The 24,135-nt window shown below is 75.4% G+C and carries 20 protein-coding genes and 2 tRNA genes; 17 read left to right on the top strand and 5 right to left on the bottom strand.

Going from position 1 to position 24,135, the window contains the following annotated elements; translation table 11 throughout:
- Nucleotides 1-3: 3 nt before the first annotated feature.
- The 5 genes from HC251_RS20995 to HC251_RS20975 all read left to right on the top strand — a co-directional run bounded on the left by HC251_RS20995 (nt 4) and on the right by HC251_RS20975 (nt 4,031).
- Nucleotides 4-840 carry a dienelactone hydrolase family protein gene (locus HC251_RS20995; protein WP_219942546.1) on the top strand — a complete coding sequence of 279 codons (837 nt, stop codon included), beginning with the start codon at nt 4-6 and terminating at the stop codon, nt 838-840.
- A 14-nt stretch (nt 841-854) separates the two neighbouring features.
- Nucleotides 855-927, top strand: a tRNA-Thr gene (locus HC251_RS20990).
- Between the two features lie 592 nt (nt 928-1,519).
- Nucleotides 1,520-1,744, top strand: coding sequence for a translation initiation factor IF-1 (gene infA, locus HC251_RS20985; RefSeq protein ID WP_219942545.1), 225 nt, complete (start codon nt 1,520-1,522; stop codon nt 1,742-1,744).
- 113 nt (nt 1,745-1,857) lie between these two features.
- On the top strand, nt 1,858-3,276 hold the full coding sequence (locus HC251_RS20980) for a trehalose-6-phosphate synthase (protein WP_219942544.1): 1,419 nt from the start codon (nt 1,858-1,860) through the stop codon (nt 3,274-3,276).
- A 20-nt stretch (nt 3,277-3,296) separates the two neighbouring features.
- Nucleotides 3,297-4,031: a glycosyltransferase family 39 protein gene (locus HC251_RS20975; protein WP_219942543.1), complete on the top strand. Its 735-nt coding sequence runs from the start codon at nt 3,297-3,299 to the stop codon at nt 4,029-4,031.
- A 60-nt stretch (nt 4,032-4,091) separates the two neighbouring features.
- Here the strand turns inward: HC251_RS20975 and HC251_RS20970 are convergent, their stop codons facing one another.
- Nucleotides 4,092-4,682: a YceI family protein gene (locus tag HC251_RS20970; RefSeq protein WP_219942542.1), complete on the bottom strand. Its 591-nt coding sequence runs from the start codon at nt 4,680-4,682 to the stop codon at nt 4,092-4,094.
- Between the two features lie 158 nt (nt 4,683-4,840).
- On the opposite strand from HC251_RS20970, the gene HC251_RS20965 reads away from it, so the two are divergent.
- The 7 genes from HC251_RS20965 (at nt 4,841) to HC251_RS20935 (ending at nt 10,286) form a co-directional block, all read left to right on the top strand.
- Nucleotides 4,841-5,281: a MarR family winged helix-turn-helix transcriptional regulator gene (locus HC251_RS20965; protein WP_219942541.1), complete on the top strand. Its 441-nt coding sequence runs from the start codon at nt 4,841-4,843 to the stop codon at nt 5,279-5,281.
- Between the two features lie 10 nt (nt 5,282-5,291).
- Nucleotides 5,292-6,059 (top strand): tryptophan 2,3-dioxygenase, encoded by a 768-nt coding sequence (locus HC251_RS20960; protein WP_219942540.1) that lies wholly within the window; start codon nt 5,292-5,294, stop codon nt 6,057-6,059.
- Nucleotides 6,060-6,078: 19 nt separating this feature from the next.
- Complete coding sequence (locus tag HC251_RS20955; protein ID WP_219942539.1) at nt 6,079-7,443, top strand: transaminase; 1,365 nt, start codon at nt 6,079-6,081, stop codon at nt 7,441-7,443.
- A gap of 142 nt (nt 7,444-7,585) precedes the next feature.
- Nucleotides 7,586-7,768 (top strand): hypothetical protein, encoded by a 183-nt coding sequence (locus HC251_RS20950; RefSeq protein WP_219942538.1) that lies wholly within the window; start codon nt 7,586-7,588, stop codon nt 7,766-7,768.
- Nucleotides 7,765-8,766 carry a hypothetical protein gene (locus tag HC251_RS20945; protein WP_219942537.1) on the top strand — a complete coding sequence of 334 codons (1,002 nt, stop codon included), beginning with the start codon at nt 7,765-7,767 and terminating at the stop codon, nt 8,764-8,766. The genes HC251_RS20950 and HC251_RS20945 overlap by 4 nt, the downstream gene beginning before the upstream one ends.
- A gap of 246 nt (nt 8,767-9,012) precedes the next feature.
- Nucleotides 9,013-9,765, top strand: coding sequence for a pyrimidine reductase family protein (locus tag HC251_RS20940; RefSeq protein WP_219942536.1), 753 nt, complete (start codon nt 9,013-9,015; stop codon nt 9,763-9,765).
- Nucleotides 9,762-10,286, top strand: a complete 525-nt coding sequence (locus HC251_RS20935; protein WP_219942535.1) for a flavin reductase family protein — start codon at nt 9,762-9,764, stop codon at nt 10,284-10,286. Before HC251_RS20940 ends, HC251_RS20935 begins: the two co-directional genes overlap by 4 nt.
- 33 nt (nt 10,287-10,319) lie before the next feature.
- On the opposite strand, the gene HC251_RS20930 is transcribed toward HC251_RS20935, so the two are convergent.
- From HC251_RS20930 to HC251_RS20915, 4 genes are all read right to left on the bottom strand, one after another.
- Nucleotides 10,320-11,321 (bottom strand): isopenicillin N synthase family oxygenase, encoded by a 1,002-nt coding sequence (locus tag HC251_RS20930; RefSeq protein ID WP_219942534.1) that lies wholly within the window; start codon nt 11,319-11,321, stop codon nt 10,320-10,322.
- Between the two features lie 106 nt (nt 11,322-11,427).
- A complete protein-coding gene (locus tag HC251_RS20925; RefSeq protein ID WP_219942533.1) occupies nt 11,428-12,486 on the bottom strand; it encodes a hypothetical protein in 1,059 nt (352 codons plus the stop codon).
- Nucleotides 12,487-12,691: 205 nt separating this feature from the next.
- Nucleotides 12,692-13,714 (bottom strand): iron-containing redox enzyme family protein, encoded by a 1,023-nt coding sequence (locus tag HC251_RS20920; RefSeq protein WP_255566764.1) that lies wholly within the window; start codon nt 13,712-13,714, stop codon nt 12,692-12,694.
- A 73-nt stretch (nt 13,715-13,787) separates the two neighbouring features.
- Nucleotides 13,788-14,477 (bottom strand): response regulator transcription factor, encoded by a 690-nt coding sequence (locus HC251_RS20915; RefSeq protein ID WP_219942531.1) that lies wholly within the window; start codon nt 14,475-14,477, stop codon nt 13,788-13,790.
- Nucleotides 14,478-14,634: 157 nt separating this feature from the next.
- Between HC251_RS20915 and HC251_RS20910 the strand changes: the two genes are divergently transcribed.
- The 5 genes from HC251_RS20910 (at nt 14,635) to HC251_RS20890 (ending at nt 23,850) form a co-directional block, all read left to right on the top strand.
- Nucleotides 14,635-15,060, top strand: a complete 426-nt coding sequence (locus tag HC251_RS20910; RefSeq protein WP_219942530.1) for an ATP-binding protein — start codon at nt 14,635-14,637, stop codon at nt 15,058-15,060.
- A 72-nt stretch (nt 15,061-15,132) separates the two neighbouring features.
- Nucleotides 15,133-15,206, top strand: a tRNA-His gene (locus tag HC251_RS20905).
- 75 nt (nt 15,207-15,281) lie between these two features.
- Entirely contained in the window at nt 15,282-16,556 is a 1,275-nt protein-coding gene (locus HC251_RS20900) for a lipase family protein (RefSeq protein ID WP_219942529.1), read from the top strand.
- A 188-nt stretch (nt 16,557-16,744) separates the two neighbouring features.
- The gene (locus tag HC251_RS20895; RefSeq protein ID WP_219942528.1) at nt 16,745-18,958 is read left to right on the top strand and encodes an NAD(P)-binding protein; all 2,214 of its coding nucleotides are present in this window, start codon (nt 16,745-16,747) and stop codon (nt 18,956-18,958) included.
- On the top strand, nt 18,955-23,850 hold the full coding sequence (locus tag HC251_RS20890) for a diguanylate cyclase (protein WP_219942527.1): 4,896 nt from the start codon (nt 18,955-18,957) through the stop codon (nt 23,848-23,850). Before HC251_RS20895 ends, HC251_RS20890 begins: the two co-directional genes overlap by 4 nt.
- The last annotated feature ends 285 nt before the right edge of the window (nt 23,851-24,135 follow it).

Here is a 24,135-nt window from a genome sequence, read left to right as displayed (position 1 = left end):
GCCATGTCCCGCACGCCCGTCGAGCTCGACGGCTTCGCCCGCACCCAGGTGGCCCACGGCGGGACCACCCGCACCGTCTACCGGGCCGGTTCAGGTCCCGGGGTGATCGTGATCGCCGAGATGCCCGGCATCACCCCGTCGGTCATCGCCTTCGCCCGGCGGGTCGTCGACCTCGGGTGCTCCGTGGCCCTGCCGCACCTGTTCGGCGAGCCGGGCCGGGATCCCCACCGGTCCGGGGCCCGATCGGAGCTGGCCGACGTGGCCACCAGCTTCGTCCCCGCCTGCGTGTCCCGGGAGTTCGGGGTGCTCGCCACCCGGCGCACGTCGCCGGTCATGGACTGGCTGCGGGGGCTCGGCCGCCAGCTCCACGACGAGTGCGGCGGGCCCGGCATCGGCGTGGTCGGCATGTGCTTCACCGGCGGGTTCGCCCTCGGGATGATCGCCGACGCCCCGGTGCTCGCCCCCGTGCTGTCGCAGCCGTCGCTGCCGCTCGGCCTGACCAGCGCCGGACGGGCGGCGCTCGGCCTCTCACCCGAGGACCAGGCGGCCATGGTCGAGACCTGCGCGGCCCGCGACCTCACCGTCCTCGGGCTGCGCTTCAGCGAGGACCGCCTGGCCCCGCCCGAGAAGTTCGCCACCCTCCGCCGGCTGCTCGGCGACCGCTTCGTCGGCGTCGAGATCGACTCCTCCCCGGGCAACCCCTGGGGCCACCGGAAGGCCGCCCACTCGGTGCTGACCGAGGACCTGCACGACGCCGAGGGTCAGCCGACCCGCGCCGCCCTGGACCAGGTCCTGGACCTGTTCCGAACGAGGCTGCTCGCCCCCACCGACGGGGGCTAGGGTCGACCCCCTTCGCCCGAGTAGCTCAGTCGGCAGAGCGTCTCACTCGTAATGAGAAGGTCCGGGGTTCGATTCCCCGCTCGGGCTCCGCGTTCCCTCGGCTGAGGTCCCACCTCGTCATGAGAAGGTCCGGGGTTCGATTCCCCGCTCGGGCTCCGCGTTCCCTCGGCTGAGGTGCCACCTCGTCATGAGGAGGTCCGGGGTTCGATTCCCCGCTCGGGCTCCGCGTTCCCTCGGCTGAGGTGCCACCTCGTCATGAGGAGGTCCGGGGTTCGATTCCCCGCTCGGGCTCCGCGTTCCCTCGGCTGAGGTCCCACCTCGTCATGAGGAGGTCCGGGGTTCGATTCCCCGCTCGGGCTCGGCGTTCCCTCGGCTGAGGTGCCACCTCGTCATGAGGAGGTCCGGGGTTCGATTCCCCGCTCGGGCTCGGCGTTCCCTCGGCTGAGGTGCCACCTCGTCATGAGGAGGTCCGGGGTTCGATTCCCCGCTCGGGCTCCGCGTTCCCTCGGCTGAGGTCCCACCTCGTCATGAGGAGGTCCGGGGTTCGATTCCCCGCTCGGGCTCCGCGTTCCCTCGGCTGAGGTGCCACCTCGTCATGAGGAGGCCCGCCCGCAGTGGAAGGGCGTCGCCGCCGACCTACCCTCACGTGGGGGGAGGGTCGAGGGCGAGGAGTGGCGGGATGGCGAAGGTGAGGAGCGATCAGATCGTGTTCGAGGGGACGGTCGCGGAGGCGATGCGCGGGGGGACGTTCCGCGTCGAGCTCGAGAACGACCACCTCGTCCTGGCCCACATCAGCGGGCGCCTGCGTCGCAACCGCATCCGGGTCCTCCCCGGGGATCGGGTCCAGCTCGAGGTCAGCCCGTACGAGCTGGGACGAGGCCGGATCACCTACCGCTTCGGCTGACACTGCGGTGATGGTGACGGCGGGTCCGGCGGGAAGGTGGCGGTGAGGCTCGAACCGACCCCGCTGCTCGTGCGGGCCCGGCCGGGGACCCGGCACCGCGGCCCCGTCCGCCCATGACGGGCTCACCGCGGGCGTCGTCGATCGTGGCTGTCGCCAACCGGCTCCCCGTCCAGCGCACGCCGGATGGGTGGCAGCTCGCACCGGGCGGTCTGGTGACCGCCTTGAAGCCGGTGATGGAGGCGCGCGACGGGACGTGGGTCGGGTGGGACGGCGGCAATCGGGGCGCACCGGGGCACCTGCCCTCGATGCGGATCGGTCTGCGGCCGATCCGGCTCCGCCCCGGAGCCGTCGAGGGCTTCTACCACGGCTTCTCCAACCGGACGCTGTGGCCCCTGCTGCACAACGCCGTCGAGCGCCCGGTCTTCGACCGAGGGTGGTGGACCCAGTACCAGGAGGTCAACGGGCGCTTCGCCGATGCGGCGGTCGACGCCCTGGCTCACGTCGATCGCCCCGTCCTGTGGGTGCAGGACTACCACCTGATGCTCGTGCCCGAGCTCGTCCGCGCCGTCCGTCCCGACGAGAGGATCGGGTTCTTCCTCCACGTCCCCTGGCCGGCCCCGGACATCTACGCCCGCCTCCCGTGGCGTGCCGAGATCGTGCGGGGGCTGCTCGGAGCCGACGTCGTGTCCTTCCACACCGAGCGCTACCGCAAGAACTTCGTGCGCTCGTGCGGTCGGGTCCTCGGCGCGGAGGTCACCGCCCGCGGCGGGGACCTGCACCTCGCCGATGGCCGCGTCGTGCGGACCACGTCGGCGCCGATCTCGATCGATGCCGCGGCGATCCGTTCCGCCGTCACCTCACCGTCCGCCGGCGCCGAGCTGGCCGAGCTCCGCGACCAGTTCGCAGGGCGGACGGTCCTCCTCGGCGTGGATCGTCTCGACTACACCAAGGGCATCGTCGAGCGGCTCCTCGCCTTCGAGGCCCTGCTGGAGCGGCGGAAGGACCTTCGCGGTCGGGTGGTGCTGGTCCAGATCGCCGTGCCCAGCCGGGACGACGTCCAGGAGTACCGCGACCTGCGAGACACCGTCGAGCGGCTGATCGGTCGCATCAACGGCCGGTTCACGCCGACGGGGGGCGACGTCCCGGTCCACTACCTGTACCGGGGGCTGCCGCCCGAGCAGCTCTACGGCTACTACGCCCTGGCCGACGCCTTGCTCGTGACGCCGCTGATCGACGGGATGAACCTCGTCGCCAAGGAGTTCGTGGTGGCCCAGGCGGCGACCGGCGGCGACGGGGTCCTGGTGCTGAGCGAGTTCACGGGCGCCGCGGAGGAGCTCCGCGAGGCCGTGCAGTGCAACCCCTTCGACGTCGACGGGCTCGCCGGCCGGATCGAGACCGCCCTCGAGGTCGCCGCGCCCTCGCGGCGCCGGGCGCTCAGGACCATGGCGCGACGCATCCACCGTCACGACGTCCACGCCTGGCTCGACGAGCAGATCTCGGCGATCGAGGGCCCGACCACCGCGGCCAGCTGATCGGGCTACCCTCCCGCCGGATGGGGGAGGGACGCCTGCCGCACGTCCTGAGCGTCGGCTGGGCGGCGATCGCCCTCGCGCCGATCACGAGCGGGTGGTCGGCCATCGACCGTGGGTGGACCCCCGTCGGCGACAACGGGATGATCGCGGCCGGCGCGGCCGACACCTTCACCTCCGAGATCCCGCTCCTCGGCATGCCGTCCTCCATCGGGTACTACTCCGGCGTCCACGTCCGCCACCCGGGGCCCCTCGGCTTCTGGTTCCTCGCTCTCCCGGCCCGGGTCTTCGGGGCGCCCGGGTACGGGTTGGTCCTGGGGTGCGTCGTCCTCAGCGTCGCCTGCCTGGCCCTCGTCGCGCTCACCCTGCGGAGGACCACCGGCCCCGTCCTCGAAGCCGGGTTCCTCGCGGCCACGGCGCTGATGATCCTGGGGGTCGGCGAGCCGCTCGGCCCCGACCTGGTGCTGTACGGCCACGCCGACAGCGTCATCGGCCAGCTCCGCCTGGAAGGCGTCGACGTCCGCCTCGTCGACGAGGAACGGGAGAACGACTACGTGCTCTACGACTACCGGGCCCGCCACCCCGCCACCGGTGAGGAGGCGGTCCACATCCTCCTCCGCGTCGGCACGTCCGCGCCGCCGGAGGGGTACCGGTTGCTCTCGTCGTACGACCCGGCCGAACCGGTGGAGTCCTACGAGGGGTACTCCGTCCCCCTCTTCTTCGCCGTCCCCACGACGGTGTTCGTCCGGATCGAGTGACCCGTCGGTCCCGCCACGGGGCCGGGTGGACGGGGTGGCGGACGGGCCCGGCGGTGAGCTTCAGGCGTCGGTGCGGACGGTCTCGACCTCGATCTCGATGCGGATCTCCTTGGACACCACCAGGCCGCCGTTGGCGAGGGGCATGTTCCAGGTGATGCCCCAGTCCTCCCGGTCGATGGTGGTGTGGGCCGAGAAGGCGGCCCGCACGCCGCCCCACGGGTCGGTGACGGTGCCCAGGTGCTCGACCTGCAGGGGCACGGGGCGGGTCACCCCGTGGATGGTCTGCTCGCCCTCGACGGTGCCCGCCGAGCCGTCCCAGCGGACGGCGGTGGACCGGTAGGTCGCCGTGGGGTGGGCCTCGACGTCGAGGAGGTCGGCCGAGCGCAGGTGCTCGTCCCGGGTTGCGTCGCCGGAGTCGACCGTGGCCAGGTCGATCTCGACCTCCAGGGAGGAGGCCTCCGGCTCCTCGTCGACGACGACGGTGCCGCGGACGCCGGTGAAGCGACCGCGGACCTTGCTGACGACGAGGTGGCGTCCGATGAAGGCGACCTCGGCGTGACCGGGGTCGATCTCCCAGCGGCCTGGCGCAGGCAGCTCAGCGCCGCCGATGGTGCGGGTGGCGGGACCGGTCAGGGGGTGGGTGGTGCTCATGGCGTCCTCCGAGAGGGGGATGGGGATGCCGAGATGACGGATCTCGGGCCGGGGATGTGACGGGACCCCTGGGGGGTCGCCTGGACGCCACCAGATGTGTGCGTCTGCACGCATTGTAGAGATGCGTGCAGATGCACACAATCCGCTACCGTGAGGTCGTGGACGATCCCATCGACGCCTGGAGGGCGGTCCTCCTCGCCCAGCACCGCGCTCTGCGCGCCATCGAGCGCGACATGGCCGCCGCCGGGGTCGTCGCCCTCTCCTGGTACGACGTCCTCCTCGAGCTCGACGCCGCGCCCGGGCGCCAGCTGCGCATGCAGGACCTGGCGGCCCGGACCGTCCTGTCCCGGACCCGGGTGAGCCGGCTGGTCGACGACCTCGTCCGCGCCGGGCTCGTCACCCGCGAGCCCGACCCCGCCGACGGGCGGGCCAGCCTGGCCACCCTCACCGCCGAGGGCCGCCGGGCGCGGCGGGCGGCCGCCCCCGTCTACCTCGCCGGCATCGAGGAGCACTTCGCCCGCCACCTCACGGCGGCCGAGCGCGGCCAGGTCGCCCGGGCCCTGACCAAGGTCGTCGCGGCCCACGACGCCACGGGGTAGAACGGCGCGGGTGACGACCGACCCCCAGCCCGACGCGGCGGTGTCGTACGCGTCGTACCTGGCGCTCGACGAGGTGCTCGGCGCCCAGCGGCCCCGCTCCGAGGAGCACGACGAGCACCTGTTCATCGTCGTGCACCAGGTCTACGAGCTGTGGTTCAAGCAGCTGCTCCACGAGCTGGCCCACCTGCAGGCGGCCCTCGAGGCGGGGGAGACCTCGCGCTCGCTGCACACGCTGGGCCGGATCCTCACCATCTTGAAGGTGGCCGTCGCCCAGATCGACGTGCTCGAGACCATGACGCCCCGGCAGTTCACCAGCTTCCGCGCCCGCCTCGACACCGCCAGCGGGTTCCAGAGCGCCCAGTTCCGCGAGATCGAGGCCGTCCTCGGCCGTCGCGACGCCGCCGTCGGGCGGGCCCACGCCGCGGGCAGCGAGGCCCGGGCCCGCATCGAGGCCGCCGTCGCCCGCCCGTCGTTGTTCGACTCCTACGTGACCTACCTCGGGCACGTCGGCTTCCCGGTCGACCCCGTAGCCCCCGGCGGGATCGAGGACGTCCTCGTCGCCGTGTACACCGCCGACGGCGAGCCGGCACAGCTGGCCGAGCGCCTGGTCGACCTGGACGAGGGCCTCCAGGAGTGGCGCTACCGCCACGTGAAGATGGTCGAGCGCACGATCGGGGACCGGATCGGGACGGGCGGGTCGGCCGGCGCCGAGTACCTCCGCCGCACCCTCTTCTCCCCGCTGTTCCCCGCCCTGTGGGCCGTCCGCAGCCGCCTGTGACCCGTGGGATCATCCCCGGATGACCGGGACCACGATCGACCGAGGGCGGATCGCCGACCTCCTGGCGTCCGAGCGGGCGCGCTACGCCGAGCGGAACCCCCGGTCCCGTGCCGCTGCCGAGGCGTCGACCCACCTCTTCGCGGGCGTCCCCATGACGTGGATGGCCAAGGCCCCCGGCGGGTTCCCGCTGGTCCACGTCGAGGCCCACGGCTCCCGCGTCGTCGACCTCGACGGGCACGAGCTGGTCGACTTCTGCCTGGGTGACACCGGCGCCATGGCCGGGCACTCACCCCCGGCGACGGTCGCCGCCGTGCAGCGGCGCTACGCCGAGGCGGGTGGGGCCACGACGATGATGCCCACCGAGGACGCAGCGGCGGTGGCCGCCGAGCTCTCGCGCCGCTTCGGCCTGCCCACCTGGAGCTTCGCCCTGAGCGCCACCGACGCCAACCGGTGGGCCATCCGGCTGGCCCGCGCCGTCACCGGCCGGCCCCGGATCCTGGTGCACAGCTGGTGCTACCACGGCAGCGTCGACGAGACGTTCATCGTCCTCGGCGACGACGGCCGGCCTGCGCCCCGCCCCGGCGGCGTGGGCGCCCCGTGGGACGTCACCGAGACCACCCGCGTGGTTGAGTACAACGACCTGGGCGGCCTCGAGGCGGAGCTGGCCCACGGCGACGTGGCCGCCCTGCTGGTCGAGCCGGCCCTCACCAACATGGGCATCGTGCTGCCCGAGCCGGGCTACCTCGACGGCCTGCGGGCCCTGGCCACGCAAGCCGGCGCCCTGCTGATCGTCGACGAGACCCACACCCTCTCGGCCGGCCCCGGCGGCTGCACGGCGGCGTGGGGGCTGGCCCCCGACGTCGTCACGCTCGGCAAGGCGATCGGCGGCGGCATCCCGATCGGGGCCTACGGCCTGAGCGACGAGGTGCGGGACCGCATCGCCGCCCGCCCCGAGCTCGACCTGGTCGACACCGGCGGCGTCGGGGGGACCCTGGCCGGCAACGCCCTGTCGCTCGCCGCCGCCCGGGCGACCCTGACCGAGGTGCTCACCGAGGCCGCGTTCGACCGCATGATCGCCACCGCCACCCGGTACACCGCCGGCGTCCAGGACCTGATCGACGAGCACGACCTGCCGTGGAGCATCGCCCAGCTCGGTGCCCGGGCCGAGTACCGCTTCTGCGCCCCGGCCCCCCGCACCGGCGGTGCATCGCAGCGGGCGACCGACGGCGACCTGGAGGACCTCCTCCACCTCTTCCTGGTCAACCGCGGCATCCTGCTCACGCCGTTCCACAACATGGCCCTGATGGCGCCGACGACCACCGCGGCCGACGTCGACGCCCACCTCGCCGTCCTGGCCGAGGCCGTCGCTGCCCTCCTCGCCTGACGGCGGTCGGCGCGCCCCGCCGCGCCCGCGCGGGCCGGCGGAGTGCACCAGCCCCCGGTCCGGTACGGTGCGGGGGCACAGGTCGCCCGTTCGATCCTTCAGGCTCCCGCCGGGGTGGTGCTGCGATCCGAAGGGATCCACCATGGCCCCCGCCCCCTCCGACGAGGTCGCTCCTGCGGCTGTCGCTGACCGTGTGTGCGGCCGTTGCCGCAAGTCCTTCGAGGGCGACCCCGACGCCCACCCCACCGCCCAGCAGGGCTGGTGGGCCTGCGCCGGGTGCCGCGAGGCGCTCTCCGGACCGGTCGTCCGCCGCGACCGTCCGTGATCCCGGACCCCTCGTTCGCCCACCTCATCGCCCTGTCCCAGCCCGACGGCCTCGTCAGCCGGCTGGCGAGCAGCGACCACCGCTACCGCGTCGAGGGCGCCGCGGGCGCCCTCGTGGCCGTCTGCCGGGAGCGCACGCCCTCGGCGCCGCTGGTCGAGCTGGCCCGCACCTCGTTCCGGCTCCTCGCCGACGCCCAGGGCATCGACGGGACGGTCCGCTCCGAGCGCACCGAGCGCGGGCGCTGGCGCGGCGATCGCCACCCCGGTGACGCCTGGGCGCGCAGCGTGGGGGCCTTCGCCACCGCCGCCGGGTCGGGGCCCGACCCCTGGATGCGGGAGGCCGGGCGGGTCCACGCCCGCCGGGGGCTCGCCGCCCGCTCGACGTCGGTCCGCTCCATGGCCATCGCCGCCCTGGGCGCCGCCGAGCTGGTGGCGATCGACCGCCACCACCCACCGGCCCGCGCCCTCCTCGTCGACGCCGTCGCCGCCATCGGGCCGCGCCGCGACGACCCCGCGTGGCCCTGGCCGTCCGACCGCGTCGACGCCATGGCCGCAGTGGTCCCCGACGCCCTGCTCGCGGCCGGCGCCGTGCTCGGCCGCCCCGACGTCGTCGACGACGGGCTCGCCCTCCTCGGCTGGCTGGTCGACCGGGAGACGGCGTCAGGCCACCTGTCACCGACCCCCGACGGTGGCCGGGTCCGGAGCGACCCCCTCGCCGGCTTCGACCAACGCCCGGTCGATGTGGCCGCCCTCGCCGCCGCCTGCACCCGGGCCGCCGCCCTCACCGGCGATCGCCGCTGGATCGCCACGCTCGAGCAGGCGTGGCAGTGGTTCGCCGGTGCCAACGACCTCGACGTCCCGCTGTGGCACGCCGACGCCGGGGCCTGCGCCGGGCGGCTCACGGGCACCGGCCCGAGCGCGGACCACGACGCCGAGGCGACCCTCGCCCTCATCTCGACCCTCCAGTGCGGCCGGCTCGTCGCCGCCGCCCTGGGCTGAACCCCACCACCACCACCAGGAGACCTCATGCCCGACCGTGCCCCCCACAAGGAGTCCGCCAAGAAGGCGGCCAAGTCGCTCAAGGAGAAGCGCCAGGACAAGAAGGACAAGAAGGACAAGAGCTCCTCGTCGTCCATCGTCCGCTGAGGCGCGGGGCGCGCTGCTCCGGCGGGCCCGGGCAACGCCGCGGTCGACGGCACCCCCGTCTCCGTCGCCCCGGCGTGGCCACGGTGTAGACACGGGCGGGTGCACCTCTGGGGACCAACGCAGCCGGTCGACGACCTCCTGGACCTCTACGTGGTCGACCGCGACCCCGTCGACGGGCGACCGTGGGTGCTGGCCAACATGGTCGGTGGCCTCGACGGGTCGGCCGCCGTCGGCGGGCGCGTCGGCGCGCTGTCCGACGAGACCGACGCGGTCCTGTTCCGGTCCCTGCGGGCCGTGGCCGACGTGGTGGTCGTCGGCGCCGAGACGGCGCGGCGCGAGCGCTACGGCCCGGTCCGCCTCACCGACGACCTGGTCGCCAGCCGGGTCGCGGCCGGGCTCCCGCCGACCCCGCCGATCGCCATCGTCAGCCGGTCGCTCCGCCTCGACTGGGACATGCCGCTCTTCGCCGCGCCGGAGGCGGCCGACGCCCCCCGGCCGATCATCGTGACCTGCGCGGCGGCCGACCCCGCCGCCCTCGAGCGGGCCGAGGCCGTCGCCGACGTCGTCGTCGCCGGCGAGGCCGAGGTCGAGCCGGGCGCCGCCCTCGCCACCCTGCGGGAGCGGTTCGACGCCAAGGTCGGCCTGTGCGAGGGCGGGCCGACGCTGCTGGGCCAGGTCGCGGCGGCGGGGCTCCTCGACGAGCTGTGCCTGACGATCTCGCCCGTGCTCGGCGGCGACCCGCTCCCCGTCAGCGTCACCCCCGCCGGAGCCGACCTGACGCGCATGGAGCTGGCCCACGTCGCCGAGGCCCACGGCTCCCTGTACCTCCGCTACGTGCGGGCCGCGCCGTGAGCGTCGACGCCTTCGCCACCATCGCTGCGTCGCTGGACCCGGCCATGGTCGTCGTCACCAGCGCCCACGACGGGGAGCGGGCCGGCTGCCTGGTCGGGTTCCACGCCCAGTCGAGCATCGAGCCGCCCCGGTACTGCGTCTGGCTCTCGAAGGCGAACCACACCGGCCGCGTCGTCCAGCGGGCGACGACGCTGGCCGTCCACTACCTGGATGCGACCCAGCGGGACGTGGCCGAGCTGTTCGGGACGCAGACCGGCGACGAGGTCGACAAGCTCTCCCTGTGCGCGTGGGACGAGGGCCCCGACGGGGTCCCGCTCCTCCGGGCCTGCCCCCGCCGGGTGGTCGCCCGCCGCATCGCGGTCCTCGACGAGGGCGGCGACCACCTGTGCGTGGTGACCGAGCCGACCGAGGCCACCGCCGAGGGGCGCTTCACCCCGCTCCGCCTCTCCGACGTCGACGACCTCACGCCCGGCCACGAGGCCGAGGAGCGCCCCTCCCCGCCCACGGAACGGGCTCGCTGACGGGGCACGGCGGGCCCGGGCCGTCGTGGCCCGTCAGGCCGTGGGGAGGCGGGCGTCAGCCGTGCCCTCGGTGGCGACCAGGTCGCGGGGGCCGAGGAGCTTGGCCAGGAGGTGGTCGCCGGCGCGCACGGGCGCGTAGCGGGGCGGGTCGTCGGCCGAGGTGCAGGTGGGCAGGACCTCGACCAGGGCGTCGTGGTCGCCGTCGTGGAAGAACGCCATCGAGCGGCGGACGGCGGGCCCGTCGACGCCGGCGGCCGGCGGCACGACGCGGTGCAGCGTCGAGCGCCAGCGGTCGTTGGTCCACTGCGCCAGGAGGTCCCCGAGGTTGACCAGGAGCGCCCCGGGGGCGGGGACCACGTCGTGCCAGCCACCGTCGGGCCCGACGATCTGGAGCCCGGGGACGGGATCGGCCCACAGCACGGTGACGATGCCGTAGTCGGTGTGGGCGCCCATCCGCTGCTGGCCCGGGAGGGGGTCGGGCGCGCCGGGCGATCGCTCGTAGCGGATGCTGCGGAGCATGTCGGTCGAGTGGCGGGTGTGCTGCTCGAAGAAGTCGGCGTCGAGCCCGAGGGCCACGGCGAAGGCGGAGGTGAGCCGGTGGGCGACGGCGCGCGCCGCCGCGAAGTAGGCGTTCAGCGCCGGGCGGAGCTCCGGGGGCTGCGCCGGCCACAGGTTGGGGGCGAGGTGGCGGTGGCGCTCGGCCCGCACCGCCGGGTCGGCGTCGTCGAGGTCGTCGGCACCGATGTTGAACGCCTCGAACAGGTCCGGCGGCGCCTCCACACCGAGGCTGTAGGAGAGCGACTCGTCGCCGGGGGCGGCGTAGCCCCGGTCGACGTCGGTGCGGGGCGGTCGGCCGTCGAGCTTCACCTCGAGCGGGAGGGCGAAGTAGGCGTCCAGCGCGTCGAGTGCGTCGGCGACCGTGCGCTCGGGGATGCCGTGCCCGACCACCTGGAGGAAGCCGATCGTCCGGCAGGCGGCGTCCACCGCTTCCGGGTCGGGGGCCGCCAGGTCGACGGTGGGGACGAGGGCGCTCATGGGGCGACGCTGCCGCGGGCCGGGCCGCAGGACAAGGCCCGGACCCGATGGTTCACGTGATCGCAACCGAGCGCCCCGTCGGACGGTGCTGACGGCCCTCAGCCGGTCACCGGGCCAGGCCCGGCGCGGCGCGTCCGGCGATGAGCGGGAGGTCGAGGTAGGTCTTGATGCCGGGCTCGGCCCGGTGGACGTAGGGGATGGCGTTCACGCAGTGCATGGCGGTGGCCACGATGCCCGGGTTGCGGTCGACGCCGTCCTCCCACCGCTCGGGTTGCAGGCCTTGGAACGTGAGCAGGACCGACGGGTCGCCGGTGACCTCGACCTCGAACCGCTCGCCGCCCTCGCCCAGCGTCCACCCGCCGTCGAGGTCGTCCTCGCCCATCAGCCAGTTCACCGCGGCCGTCACCACCGGGGTCTCGCCGACGAGCGCCTCCCACTGGAAGCGGCGCGCCGCGACCTGACCGGGCTGGATGTCGCCGATCGGGCTGGGGATGGGGGCGGTGGCCACGGCGACGTCCTGGGTCGTCCGCAGATCGGGCGCCGCCGCGAAGCCCATCTCGTCGACCACCATGCGCACGGCCCGCCCGAACCCGCCGGTGAGCAGCCCGGCCATGGGGCTGGCGAGGGCCTCCTCGGGCGTGGCTCCGAACGCCATGATGTGGCGGATCACGTCGGGGGCGCCGTAGCTGCGGATGTCGGAGAACTCCTCGGCCCGCACGTGGGTCGCGGCCGAGACGAGCGACGAGATCATGAGCGGGAACCGCTCGGTGATGCCGCCGGGGTGGATGCCGCTGCCGTGGAGGGTGGACCCGCCCTCGGCGCACGCCGCCTCCAGGTCCGGGTGGCGCCCGGGCTCCGGGTAGACCCAGCCCACCGGCGTGACGACGTCCCGCCCCGCCCGCAGGATGCGGGCCACCTGGGCCTCGTCGGGGATGAGCGGGGCGTAGACGACGCAGTCGGCCTCGATGGCCAGCGCCTCGGCCTCGGTGGCGGTGGCGACGACGCCGATCGGCTCGCCGCCGGCCAGGACGCCGACGTCCTGGCCGGCCTTGGCCTCCGAGTGGACCCAGCACCCCACCAGCTCCAGGTCGGGGTGGCGGACGACGCCCTCGATGGCCGCCCTCCCCACGCCGCCGGTCGCCCACTGCACCACGCGGATCGCCATGGCCGCGCACCGTACCTGGCGACCCGTCAGGCCGCGCCGGGTCCACCCCCGGCCGCGGCCGCCGGCACCGTTCTGACACCGCTGTCGGACACAGATGTCGTCTGGCGTGACCAGAACGGCGGCCGCGGCGGCCATCGCCGTTCTGACACCGCTCCCGGCCAGGCGTGTCGCCTGGCGCGAACAGGACCGAGGAGGGCGACGGAGGTCAGCCGGCGGCGGCGAGGGCGGGCACGGCGCTCAGACGGCGCGCCGGCCGGGCGGCGGCGTCGGGCCGCAGCGACGAGCGGCCCGCGCTCCAGGCGCCGAGGACGTGCTCGGCCAGCCGGGCCTCGACCCGGCTGAGGGCGGCGGCGCCGAACACGACGTCGGGCCCGAGCGCCGGCTCGGCCTCGACGAGCGGCGCGACCATGCCCTCGAGGGCGAGGCGGGCGTGGTGCTCGTCGACCTCGACGTGGACGGCGTAGAAGCGCTCGAGCGCCGGCAGGCCGCCGATGCGCCGGGCGGCCCGCAGGTAGTGCGACATGGGCACGACCGAGCACATCTCGAACAGGGCCAGGTGGCCGACGGCCGCCCCCCGCAGCCGGCGGTGGAGGCCGAACATGCTGATGAGGTTGTCCGTCGCCAGGGTGACACCGGGCAGGCGGTCGATGTACCCGCCGAAGGTGGGGTCGAGGCCGAGGTCGACCATCGCCGCCGCGAACAGCTCGCAGTGGGCCTCCCCGGGGACGCCCTCGCCGTACTCGTCGGCCTGGATCTCGATCATGGCCGCCCGCCCGGGGCCCCGGAGCCGGGGGATGGCCCACGTGTGGGGGTCGGCCTCCTTCAGCTGGTAGGCCGAGCGGTGGATCGACACCTCACGAAGCTGGTCGAGGGTGCCCCGGCCGGCGACGGTGCGGGCCAGCGGGGGCCCGGCCCAGCCGCTGATGCAGCGGAGGGCGGCGGGGGGGTTCTCGGGCAGGTCGGCGGCGCGGTGCTCGAGCCGCAGGTCCTGCTCGAACTGGGCCTCCAGCCGGGCCCGGAAGGCGAGGGTGGCCGGGTCCCACTCCATGGCGTCGTCGACCCCGACGAAGCCGCCGTAGTGGAGCTGGTAGCAGGCCCACAGGGCCAGGTGGAGGTCGTCGTCGACGGTGGCGTTGCCGACCTCGGGGACGGTCGTGGGGAGCGGGCGCCCCGCCGTCCACCAGTCCAGGAGGGCGGACGAGAGGGGACCACGCGGGTGGGGCAGCACTGGTGACAAGGGGGGCTCCGAGGAGGCGTCGGGGCCGCCTCACTCTCCCTGATCGCCGGGGTCAAACCCCGGGTCAGCCGTTCGGGCGAGGGCCGTTCGGGCGCGCGGGGGCCCACTCGTCGTGGGAGCTGCGGTCGGGCCGGAACCCGTGGTCGACGCCCCAGAGGGCGGCCTCGGTGCGGGTCGACACCCCGATCTTGCGGAAGATCTTCTGGGTGTGGGTCTTCACCGAGTTGACCCCGATGTAGAGCGCGCTGGCGATGTCGCGCGTGCTCTTGCCCTGGGTGATGAGGGCCAGGACCTCGCTCTCGCGCTCGGTCAGCCCGGCGGCGTGGCCGGGCCAGCGCCGGGGGCCGTCGGGGGTGGCCCGGGCGGCCCCGTCGGCCCGGGCGACGACCTCCTGGCCCCGGTGCACGGCGACGATCGCCTCGGCCAGCCGGCGGCCGTCGAGGCCCTTGCTCAGGAACCCCCGGGCCCCGCTCCGCAGGGCCGCCTCGATGAGGGCCTTGTCGGTGTCCCACGAGTAGACGGCGACGCGGCCGACGTTGGGGTGCGCGGCCAGGGCGGCGATGACGAGGGCACCGTGGTCGGGGAGGGCGAAGCAGTCGAGCAGGGCGACGTCGACGCGGTGGTCCGGGCCCTCCTCGGTCGTGCGCTCGACGACGCGCACGAGGTCGGCGTGCGGCGCCAGCAGGGCCGCCGTCCCGGCCACGACGATGTCGTAGTCGTCCACCACGCAGACCCGCACGGGTGACTCGCTCACGTGTCCCTCACCTTCTCGGCCCCCAGCCAGTGTTCTCCCGATCGTGCCACGCTGCGCCCCGAGAGCGCGCCTCGGTCGCCTCCCGGGTGGCCACCCGGATCTGTGTGGCATCCCTCCCGAAGTGTGTGGGGGGGTCCGCATCGGGCAGCCTCTTGGCGTGGCTGACCCCGACTGCTCACCCGCCCCGGCCTCCGGGGACCCGGCGCTGCGGGTCGAGGTGCCTGTCGACCTCGAGGCCGTGGACGGCGTCCGGACCCAGGTGGTCGAGCTGGCGGCGAGCTGGGGGCTGAGCGAGCTCGAGGATCTCGAGGTCGTCACCAGCGAGCTCATCACCAACGCCATCGTCCACGCCCGGTCCGTCTCGGTCGTCGAGGTGCGGCAGGCCGGGGCCGACTGCGTCGAGGTCATGGTGTCCGACCGCGACCCCGAGCCACCGGTCAAGCGCATCCCCTACGAGCAGCACACGCGCGGCCTCGGCCTGCACATCGTCGATGCCCTGAGCGAGGAGTGGGGCGTCCGCGTCGTCGACGGCGGGGGCAAGACGGTCTGGGCCCGGGTCGGCCCGTTCCCCGGCGACGGCTGACCCCGCCGGGCTCCCGGGCGGGCATCGGTGTTGCGCCTGGGGCCGTCACGCCAGCATGATCGGGCACGGTACGCCGCGGTAGCTCAGTTGGTTAGAGCGCCTGATTGTGGATCAGGAGGTCAGGGGTTCAAATCTCCTCCGCGGTACTGAAGACCCCGGGCGGGGGGCGAGGGGCCACGGGGGACCGGGCGCTCGTCGCGGCCGTGGGTAGCGTCGCGGTCGTGCGCCGACCTGCCCGCCTCGCCCTGGCCGTCCTCCTCGTCCTGGTCGGGGTCGCCTGCACCGACGACCAGGCCGACCGGTCCTCGGAGCGGCTGGGCCCCCCGGACCAGGACGCCACGTCCGACACGGTCGAGCCCGAGGAGCCGGGTGGCGGCACCGAGGCGGGGCCGCCCCGACCCGTCGAGGTCCCCGCCGACGACGTGGACGCCCTGTACGAGGTGCCCGACCCGCTGCCGGCCGGCGCCCACGGCGACCTGCTCCGCTACCAGGAGGTGGAGCCCGGCCCCGAGGGCGCCCGGTCGTACCGGGTGATGTACCTGTCGGAGTCGCTCGCGGGCGATCCCATCGTCGTCACCGGGACGGTGGTCGTCCCCGACGCCCCCGCCCCACCCGAGGGGCGCACGGTGCTCACCATCGCCCACGGCACGACGGGGATCGCCGACGAGTGCGCGCCGTCCCGCGCCGGCGGCGCCGCCGAGCTGGCCATCGCCGGACCGGCGGTCGACCGGGGGTGGATCGTCGCCGTCACCGACTACGAGGGCCTGGGGACGCCCGGGCGGCACCCCTACCTGGTCGGGGTGAGCGAGGGCCGCAGCGTCGTCGACGCCGTCCTCGCCGCCGGCCAGCTGCCCGACGCCGAGCGCAGCGACACCGTCGCCATCGCCGGCTACTCCCAGGGCGGGCACGGTGCCCTGTGGGCCGCCGAGGTGGCGGCCGGGTGGGCCCCCGAGCTCGACGTGGTCGGCACCTTCGCCGGCGCCCCGGCCACCGAGCTCGACATCATCCTCTCCGCCGCCGGGGCCCCCGGCGTCGCCGGCTTCGGAGCCATGATCGTGGCCGGGTACGAGGCGGCCTACCCGGAGGCCGACCCCGCCCTGTTCCTCACCGACGAGGGCACGTCCCTCCTCGACGCCGTCGACGAGGGATGCGTGGGCGACGTCTTCGCCGCCCTCGCCGCCGCGTCGGGTCCCCTCGTCCGGCCCGACGGTCCCCGCACCCCGCCCTGGCCGGAGCTGGCCCGGGAGAACAGCCCGGGGCAGGTGCTCCTCGACGACCCCGTCCTCATCATCCACAGCGACGAGGACGACGTCGTCCCCGTCGCCCTCAGCGGGATCCTCTTCGACCGCATGTGCGGCCTGGGCCAGGCCGTCGAGCGGAGGGTGCTCGAGGGCGGGGGCGACCACGGGGAGGCGGCGCGGGTCGCCTACCCCCAGGCCCTCGAGTGGTTCGACCAGATCCTCGCCGGCGAGCCGGTGCCGACCACCTGCCCCTGAGCGTCGCTCCACCCCCGCCCGGGCCGGTGAGCAGGGACGGCCCACGGTGCGTGGTGGAACCCCTTCGTTCTGAGCGGTCACCCTCCTGACCGGGAGGCGCCTGCCGATGGGGACCCCGCCTCCGGGACGCGCCCGCCGGAGGGGCGGCTCCCGGGGCGCCCGCAGAACGTCGCACCACCGGAGGGCACATGACCGAGCGCCGCAAGATCCTGATCGTGGGCGGAGGGCCGGCCGGTCTGGCCGCCGCCCTGTCGCTGACCGATCCCGACCTGCACCCCACCTGGCGGGACGAGTACGAGGTCACCCTCCTCCAGCTCGGCTGGCGGGTCGGCGGCAAGGGGGCGACCGGGCGGCGTGGTCGGGCCGTGCCCGACGGCGCCGGCGGCTGGCGCCTGGAGGGCGATGCCCGCATCCAGGAGCACGGCATCCACCTCTTCGGCAACATGTACACCAACGCCATGCGGATGCTCGACGGGTGCCTGCAGGAGCTGCCGCCCGGGCCCGACGGTCGGGTCGAGACGATCGACCAGGTCCTCGTGCCCAGCAACCACCTGACCCTCGCCGACATGCTCGAGCGGCGCTGGGAGCTGACCAGCCAGACGATGCCCCACAACGACCTGGACCCGTGGGGCCCCGAGAACGTCCCCGACCCGGCGACCCTCGTCGGTGAGATCATCCGCGAGGTCCTCTCGATCCTCGAGGAGGCCTTCGGCCCCGGAGCCGGCGAGGGGCTGCGCTCGCCCGGCGGCCACCACCTGCACCTCGCCGCCCTGTCCGAGATCCTCGAGCGCGAGGAGCTCGACCCCCGTGAGCCGCACGCCGGGCACCACCGGGGCGCCCTCGACCTCCTGGAGGCGGCCCGGCTGCACCTCCGGGGCCACGTCGAGGACGCGGCCGGCACCAGCCGCGCCGCCCGCATCCGGTCCGCCTGGTGCCAGGTCGAGCTGTACGTCACCGTGCTCCGCGGCGTGATCGCCGACGGGGTCTTCGAGCGCGGCCTGGCGACGGTCGACCACGAGGACTACCTGGACTGGCTCCGACGCCACGGCATGGCCGAGGCCGCCGTCACCAGCAGCGCCACCCAGGTCCCGGCCCAGATCTGCTTCCAGGTGCCCCACGGCGACGCCAGCCTGGCGCCCACCATGGCCACCTCGTCGTTCCTGTGGTTCGTCCTCCGCCAGCTCCTCTCGTGCGGCCAGGGCAGCTACTGGTTCACGCGGGGGACAGGCGACACCGTCATCGCCCCCTTCTACCGGGTCGCCCGGGAGCGAGGGGTCGACGTCCGGTTCTTCCGCCGGGTGACCGAGCTCGTCTTCGACGAGGCGACCGGCCGCATCGAGCGGGTCGAGGTCGACGTCCAGGCGACGACCATCGGCGACGCCCCCTACGACCCCCTGGTGACCGTGCCCGACGGGACCCTCGCCTGGCCCGCCAGCCCGATCTCCGCACAGCTGGTGCAGGGCGAGGAGCTCGAGGCCGGCGGCATCGACCTCGAGTCGTGGTGGACCCCGTGGGCGCCGGTCGCCCACGAGACCCTCGTCGCCGACGTCGACTACGACTGCATCATCAGCGCGCTGCCGCTGCCGAGCCTGGCCGAGCTGGCGCCGACCCTCGTCGCCGCCGCCCCCTGGGCGCCGGCCGTCGAGGCCATGCCCGGCGTGATGACCATGGCCGCCCAGATCTGGACCACGGTCACGACCCACGAGCTCGGCCTGCCCCGGCTGCCCGGCACCGACCGGACGATCGGCACCGCCGCCGTCCAACCCCTGGGGCTGGCCGACATGAGCGACGTGCTGGCCGGCGAGGCCTGGCCCGAGCGGGGAGGGCCCCGGGGCCTGATCTACCTGTGCGGGCCGATGGCCCACCGTGGCCCCTGGCCGGCCCCGGACGTCCACGGCACGCCCGACCTGCTCGCCGAGCGGGCCCGGGCCACGTTCGTCCAGTGGCTGCGCTCGGCGTGCTCGGTCCTGCCCGCGGCCGGGACCAACGCCTTCACCGGTGGCGCCTTCGACCCCGACCTGCTGTGGTGCCCGCCCGACGCCGGCGCCGAGGGCGAGGCCCGCGTCGACCTCCAGTACTGGCGGGCCAACGCCGATCCCAACGAGCGCTACGTCCCGTCCCCGCCCGGGAGCGGCGTCCTCCGCCCCCAGGCGTGGGCCAGCGGGGCGTCGAACCTGGCCCTGGCCAGCGACTGGATCTCGACCGGCATGGACATCGGCTCGTTCGAGGGTGCGGTCATGTCCGGCCACCTGGCGGCACACGCCCTCACCGGTGCGCCAGCGCTGGACGCCATCGTCGGCTACGACTTCGCTCGGCCGCACCAGGCACACGAGGAGGGGATCACGACGATCGAGACCACCGCCGTCACCGTCCCCGGCGACGACCGGGTGACCACCGGGTGACCATCGGCCTCCTCCCGGGTCTGGAGGACCTCCGTCCCGTCCAACGACGGGGGGACACCCTGGTGCTGCGCGCTCGCGCCCGGGACGGGGCCCCCGTCCTGGTGAAGACGCACGCCTCGGACCTCCCGACCGACGCCTCGCGCGAGCGGCTGCGCCGCGAGCACCAGGCCACGACCGCGGTCCGCCACCGCCACCTGGTGACGGCCCGGGACCTGGTCGACACGTCGATGCGCGTCGCCCTGGTGCTCGACGACCCGCCCGGGCCGACGTGGGCCGAGGCGGTGACGGCCGGCGCCATCGACCTCGTCGGCGTCCTCGACGTCGCCATCGCCGTCGGCTCCGCCCTGGCGGCCCTCCACGCCCGGGGTGTCGTCCACCGGGCCGTCGACGGCGAGCACGTCGTCCTCGGCCCCGACGGCCCCGTGCTGGTCGACCTGTACGACGCGTCCGAGAGCGGGGTCCGGCCCCGGCGCTCGAGCCACGGGAGCCACCTCGCCCCCGAGCAGCGCGGACCCGAGCCGGTCCCGGCCGACGCGGCCATCGACCGGTACGCGCTGGGCGCGACGACCCAGGCCCTCCTGGCTGCGCTCGGGCCCATCCCCGACGGGCTGGCCGTCGTCCTCGACCGGGCCACCCACCCCGACCCGCGGCGCCGGCACCGATCGGTCCTCGGCCTGGTCGCCGACCTCCGGGCCCAGCGCCGGCACCTCGTGGACGGCGGCCCCTCCCCGGCGCCGTCCGACGACGAGGTGGCCCTCCGGTGGGAGGACCCCCGCCAGGTCGTCGGGCGCGACGACCTTCGCTCGCGGCTCGTGGCCGCCGCCGACGCGGTGGCCGCCGCCGGCCAGGGCCGCGTCGTCGTCGTCCGCGGGCAGCCCGGGTCGGGCCGCACCGCGCTCGTGCGGGCCGTCGCCGACGACCTGCGGGCCAAGGGGGTGCTCTGCGGCACGGCGACGATGTCCGACCCGGGGGCGACGGTCGCCTTCCGCGCCGGCGCCACGGTCATGACCCAGCTGGTCGACCAGCTCCTGACCGCTCCCGAGCCCGTCGTGCGGGCCGTCGAGGGCCACCTCCGCCGCTCCCTGGGGGACGACCTCGCCGTGGCCACCCAGGTGCTGCCCGCCCTGGGCCTGGTGGTCGGACCGCAGCCGGAGCCGCCGCACATCGACCCCTCCGAGGCGCTGGGCCGGGTCACCCGGGCCACGCGGGCGTCGATCGCGGCGGTGGCCCGCCACCTGCCACCCGCCGTCGGGATCTTCGACGACGGCGACCTGGGCGACGCCACGTTCATGGGCGCCCTCGAGTCCGTCGGCGGCCACCCCGACGCCGGCCCCTTCCTCGTCGTGGTCGTCACCGACGGCTCGTCGGGCGCCCTCCGGGACCTGATCGCCCGGGTCGCCGCCCGGGGCGCGGTGGTCGAGGAGGTCGAGGTCGCGCCGCTCGCCCCCGACGACGTCGCCGAGCTCATCGCCCAGGGGACGGGGATGGCCGCCCCAGCGGTCGCCGAGCTGGCCGACGCCGTGTGGCGCCGCTCCGGCGGCCTGCCCCGCGTGGCCCTGGCCGACCTGTGGACGCTGGTCGAGTCGGGCGACCTGTGGATCGACGTCGATGCCGGCGTCTGGCGCTGGTCCGAACGGGCCCGTCGGGTCGAGGCCCCGCTCACGCTGGCCGAGGTCGCCGGCGCGCGGGTCCGGGACCTGGCACCGGACGCCCTCACCGGAGCCGCCATCGTCGCCGTCGCCGGGCGCGCCGCCCGGGTCCCGGTGGTCGCCCGCGTCCTCGGGATCGCGGACCAGGCCGCCGCCGCGGTCGTCGATCGGGCCGTCGTGGCCCACGTGCTGGCGCCGGCCTCGCCCCGCGGGGAGCTGGCGTGCCTCGACGACGGTGTGCGCGACGCGGTCCTGGCCGCCCTCGACGCCACCGAGCGGGCCGAGCTCGAGCAGCGGGTCGCCCGGGCCGTGCTGGCGACCGCCGACGAGGGGCCCGACGGGCACCCCGACCTGGCCGACGCCCACCGCATCGACGTCATCGACCTCCTGCGGCGCGACCCGACCCTGGCCACCGACCCCGACGCCCGCCAGCTGCTCGTCGGGTTGTGCGAGGACGCCGCTCGCGCCGCCCACCGCGCCGGAGCGTTCCAGGAGGCGCTCGACCTCCAGCGCACCGCCATCGAGGCACTCGGCGAGCAGGGCTGGCAGACGCAGCCCGAGCGGGCCTTCGAGCTCCACCTCCGCGCCGCCGAGCACGCCCTCGTCGTCGGCCGGCCCGAGCTGGTCGACGAGCTCCTGGACGCCATCGGCGCCCACGACCCGTCCGCCCCGCAGCGGGTGCGGACGATGCGGGTCCTGGGCATGCGGGCGTGGACCCGACAGGACCACGACGGCGGCCTCGAGCACCTGCGCCTCGTGCTGGCCGAGCTGGGCGAGCCGCTCCCGGCCCGCCCGACCTGGCGCGACGTCGCCGTCGAGGCGGCGCGCACCCATGCCGAGCTGGGCCGGTTCGACCCCGAGTGGTTCCTCACCGCCCCGGCGCTGGAGGACGAGCGCCTCCTCGCCACCCTCGACGCCATGCTCGGCTGCGTCCACCTGGCCTACGTCGACCAGCCCCTCACCCACATCCTCCTGGTGCTCCGGGGGACGCGCCTCACCGCCCGGCACGGGGTCGCCGACGCCTCGGGCTACTTCATCGCCGCCTACGGGATGCTCTGCGTCTCGCTGCCGGGCGCCACCCCGCGGGGCCTGCGCTTCGGCCGGGTCGCGGCCGAGCTGGGGAGCCGGGGCCGGGCCACCAACGCGACCATGGTCGGCTTCGCCGTGGACGCCTTCGTCCGCCACTGGGGCGAGCCCCTCGACGCCACCGTCGACCCGCTGCTCCAGCGCTACCGCGCCACCGTCGCCTCCGGGGCCCGGGGCTACGGGCTGACCGGGGGCACCTTCGGGGTGCTGCACGGCCTTCTCGCCGCCCGGCCCCTCCAGTCGGTCGAGGCCACCGCCGACGCCATGGCCGAGGAGCTCGACGCCATGGGGGAGAGGGCGTTCCGCCAGAGGGTCGACGTCGTCGCCCAGGCGGTCGCCGACCTGCGGACCGGCGGCGACGGCGACGTGCTCGACGGCCCGGCCTTCTCGGCACCGGAGTGGCTCGCGGCCAAGCGGCGCGGCGGCGAGCTGGCCGTGATCGTCCACACGCTCCGCGCCCTCGTCGCCCTCAGCCACGACCGTCGCGACGTCGCCGCCGAGGCGGTCGCCGCCGCCGCCCCGCTCCTGCGCTCGGCGCCGGGCGAGGCCGTCGTCGGGGTGCACCGCTTCCAGGCCGCCCTGATCGCCGCCGACGCCCTCGCCGCCGCCTCCGGTGCATCGTCCCGGGCCCGCCGCCGGGCCGAGCTGGCCCGGGCCCGGGCCCGCCTGAGGGCGCTGGCCGAGCACGCCCCCGCGAACCACGCCCACCGTCTCGCCCTCGTCGACGCGGTCACCGCCGACGCCAGCGGGTCGGCCCGACGGGCGATGGACCGCTACGAGGAGGCCGTCCGGCTGGCCACCGAGCACGGTGCCCTCGGCGACCTCGGGCTGGCGGCCCAGCGGGCCGCCCGCCACCACCGGGACCGGGGCCGCGACCGCCTGGCCCGCCACTACGCCTCGGTCGCCCAGGACGCCTGGCTGGCCTGGGGCGCCGATGCCGTGGCCGCCGGGCTGCCGGCCCGGCTGCCCGGCCTGGTCAGCGCCCCGATGCCCGACGCCGCCGCCGTCCGCCCCGGCGCCGACCCCGGTCGCGTGCCCGTCGGCCAGCCCAGCACGGTGGCGGCCGAGACCCTGGCCGAGGCCAGCACCCTCCTCGGCGAGGGCCTCGAGGTGCGCGACTTCCTCCAGCGGATGGTCGACCTGGTGATGCGCCAGGCCGGCGCCACCCGGGGCTACCTCGTCCTCCACTCGCCGGCCGGCCCCGTCGTCGAGGCTGCCGCCCAGGTGCGCAACGGCGTCGTCGAGGTCGTGCCCCGCCCGTCCCCCGACCCCGCCGAGCACCCGGGCCTCAGCCCCCACGCCCTGCACTACGTGCTGCGCACCCGCCAGGTGCTGGCCCTCGTCGACCCGGCCGACGACCGCCGCCTGCGGGCCGACGAGGCCCTCCGCGAGCGGGCGCCACGGGCCCTCCTCGGCCTGCCCATCGGCGGCGCCACCGGCACCCCCGGCGCCTTCGTCCTGGAGAGCGACGACCGGCCCGACGGGGTGGAGCCGACCCGCGTCAGCGCCCTGCGGGTCCTCGCCGCCCAGGCCATCTCGGCGGTCGAGCACGCCCGCCTCACCTCGGACCTCGGCGCCCTCGCCCAGGACGTGGCCGACCTCCGATCGACCGCCGACAGCATGTCGACCCTCGCCGAGACCGACGCGCTCACGGGGGTGGCCAACCGGCTCGGCCTCGAGTCCGCCCTCCGCTCCGTCATGGACGGCACCGCCCGACCGGCCGACGCCGCACCCGTGGCCGGTGAGGGACCTCGCGTCGGGGTGTTGTTCTGCGACCTCGACGGGTTCAAGGGGGTCAACGACCGCCTGGGCCACACCGCCGGCGATGCCGCCCTCGTCGAGGTGGCCCGCCGGCTGCGGGCCGCCGTCCGGTCCGACGACGTCGTGGCCCGCCTCGGCGGCGACGAGTTCGTGGTCGTCTCGATCGGCGTGTCCGACGAGGAGCTGGCCCAGGTCGCCGAGCGCATCCGGGTCGCCGTCGCCCAGCCCATCGACGTCGGCGCCGCTGCACCCGTGTCGCTCGGCGTCTCCATCGGCGTGGGCCGGGCCGACATGGTCGGCGTCACCTCGCTCGACGACGTCGACGCCCTCCTCGGCGCCGCCGACGACTCCATGTACCGGGCCAAGCGCTCGGGGGGGAACCGGGTGGTCTCGTAGTCACGGTTTCGGAGTCGTTCGCTCGCTGGCGCTCGCTCCACTCCTCCGAGCTAGGGGAGCTCGCTGCTCTCGGGGCTGAGCTGCACCGCAGCGAGCAGGTGGACTCCCGCCGTTCCCGTTCAGTCCGGCGCAGCCGCTGGGGGGTGCGGGGGGGGTCTCCCACCGCAGAGGCGAGCGTGGCGGCGAGGAACGAGCCGTCCGCCGCCGGGAAGGTCTTCAGGGCGAGCGCAGCGAGCACCACCAGTTCGAAGAAGGAACCGAGCGCAGCGAGGTTCCTGATGTGAG

Source organism: Iamia sp. SCSIO 61187 (assembly GCF_019443745.1).
In the GTDB taxonomy this organism is placed as follows: domain Bacteria; phylum Actinomycetota; class Acidimicrobiia; order Acidimicrobiales; family Iamiaceae; genus Iamia.
Note: the sequence above shows the minus strand (reverse complement) of the source record. Positions and strands in the feature narration are given on the sequence as shown.

Coding starts and splice junctions, on each gene's coding strand:
- HC251_RS20995 (WP_219942546.1), top strand. CDS start 4: ATGTCCCGCACGCCCGTCGAGCTCGACGGCTTCGCCCGCACCCAGGTG.
- infA (WP_219942545.1), top strand. CDS start 1,520: ATGGCGAAGGTGAGGAGCGATCAGATCGTGTTCGAGGGGACGGTCGCG.
- HC251_RS20980 (WP_219942544.1), top strand. CDS start 1,858: ATGACGGGCTCACCGCGGGCGTCGTCGATCGTGGCTGTCGCCAACCGG.
- HC251_RS20975 (WP_219942543.1), top strand. CDS start 3,297: ATGGGGGAGGGACGCCTGCCGCACGTCCTGAGCGTCGGCTGGGCGGCG.
- HC251_RS20970 (WP_219942542.1), bottom strand. CDS start 4,682: ATGAGCACCACCCACCCCCTGACCGGTCCCGCCACCCGCACCATCGGC.
- HC251_RS20955 (WP_219942539.1), top strand. CDS start 6,079: ATGACCGGGACCACGATCGACCGAGGGCGGATCGCCGACCTCCTGGCG.
- HC251_RS20950 (WP_219942538.1), top strand. CDS start 7,586: ATGGCCCCCGCCCCCTCCGACGAGGTCGCTCCTGCGGCTGTCGCTGAC.
- HC251_RS20930 (WP_219942534.1), bottom strand. CDS start 11,321: ATGAGCGCCCTCGTCCCCACCGTCGACCTGGCGGCCCCCGACCCGGAA.
- HC251_RS20925 (WP_219942533.1), bottom strand. CDS start 12,486: ATGGCGATCCGCGTGGTGCAGTGGGCGACCGGCGGCGTGGGGAGGGCG.
- HC251_RS20895 (WP_219942528.1), top strand. CDS start 16,745: ATGACCGAGCGCCGCAAGATCCTGATCGTGGGCGGAGGGCCGGCCGGT.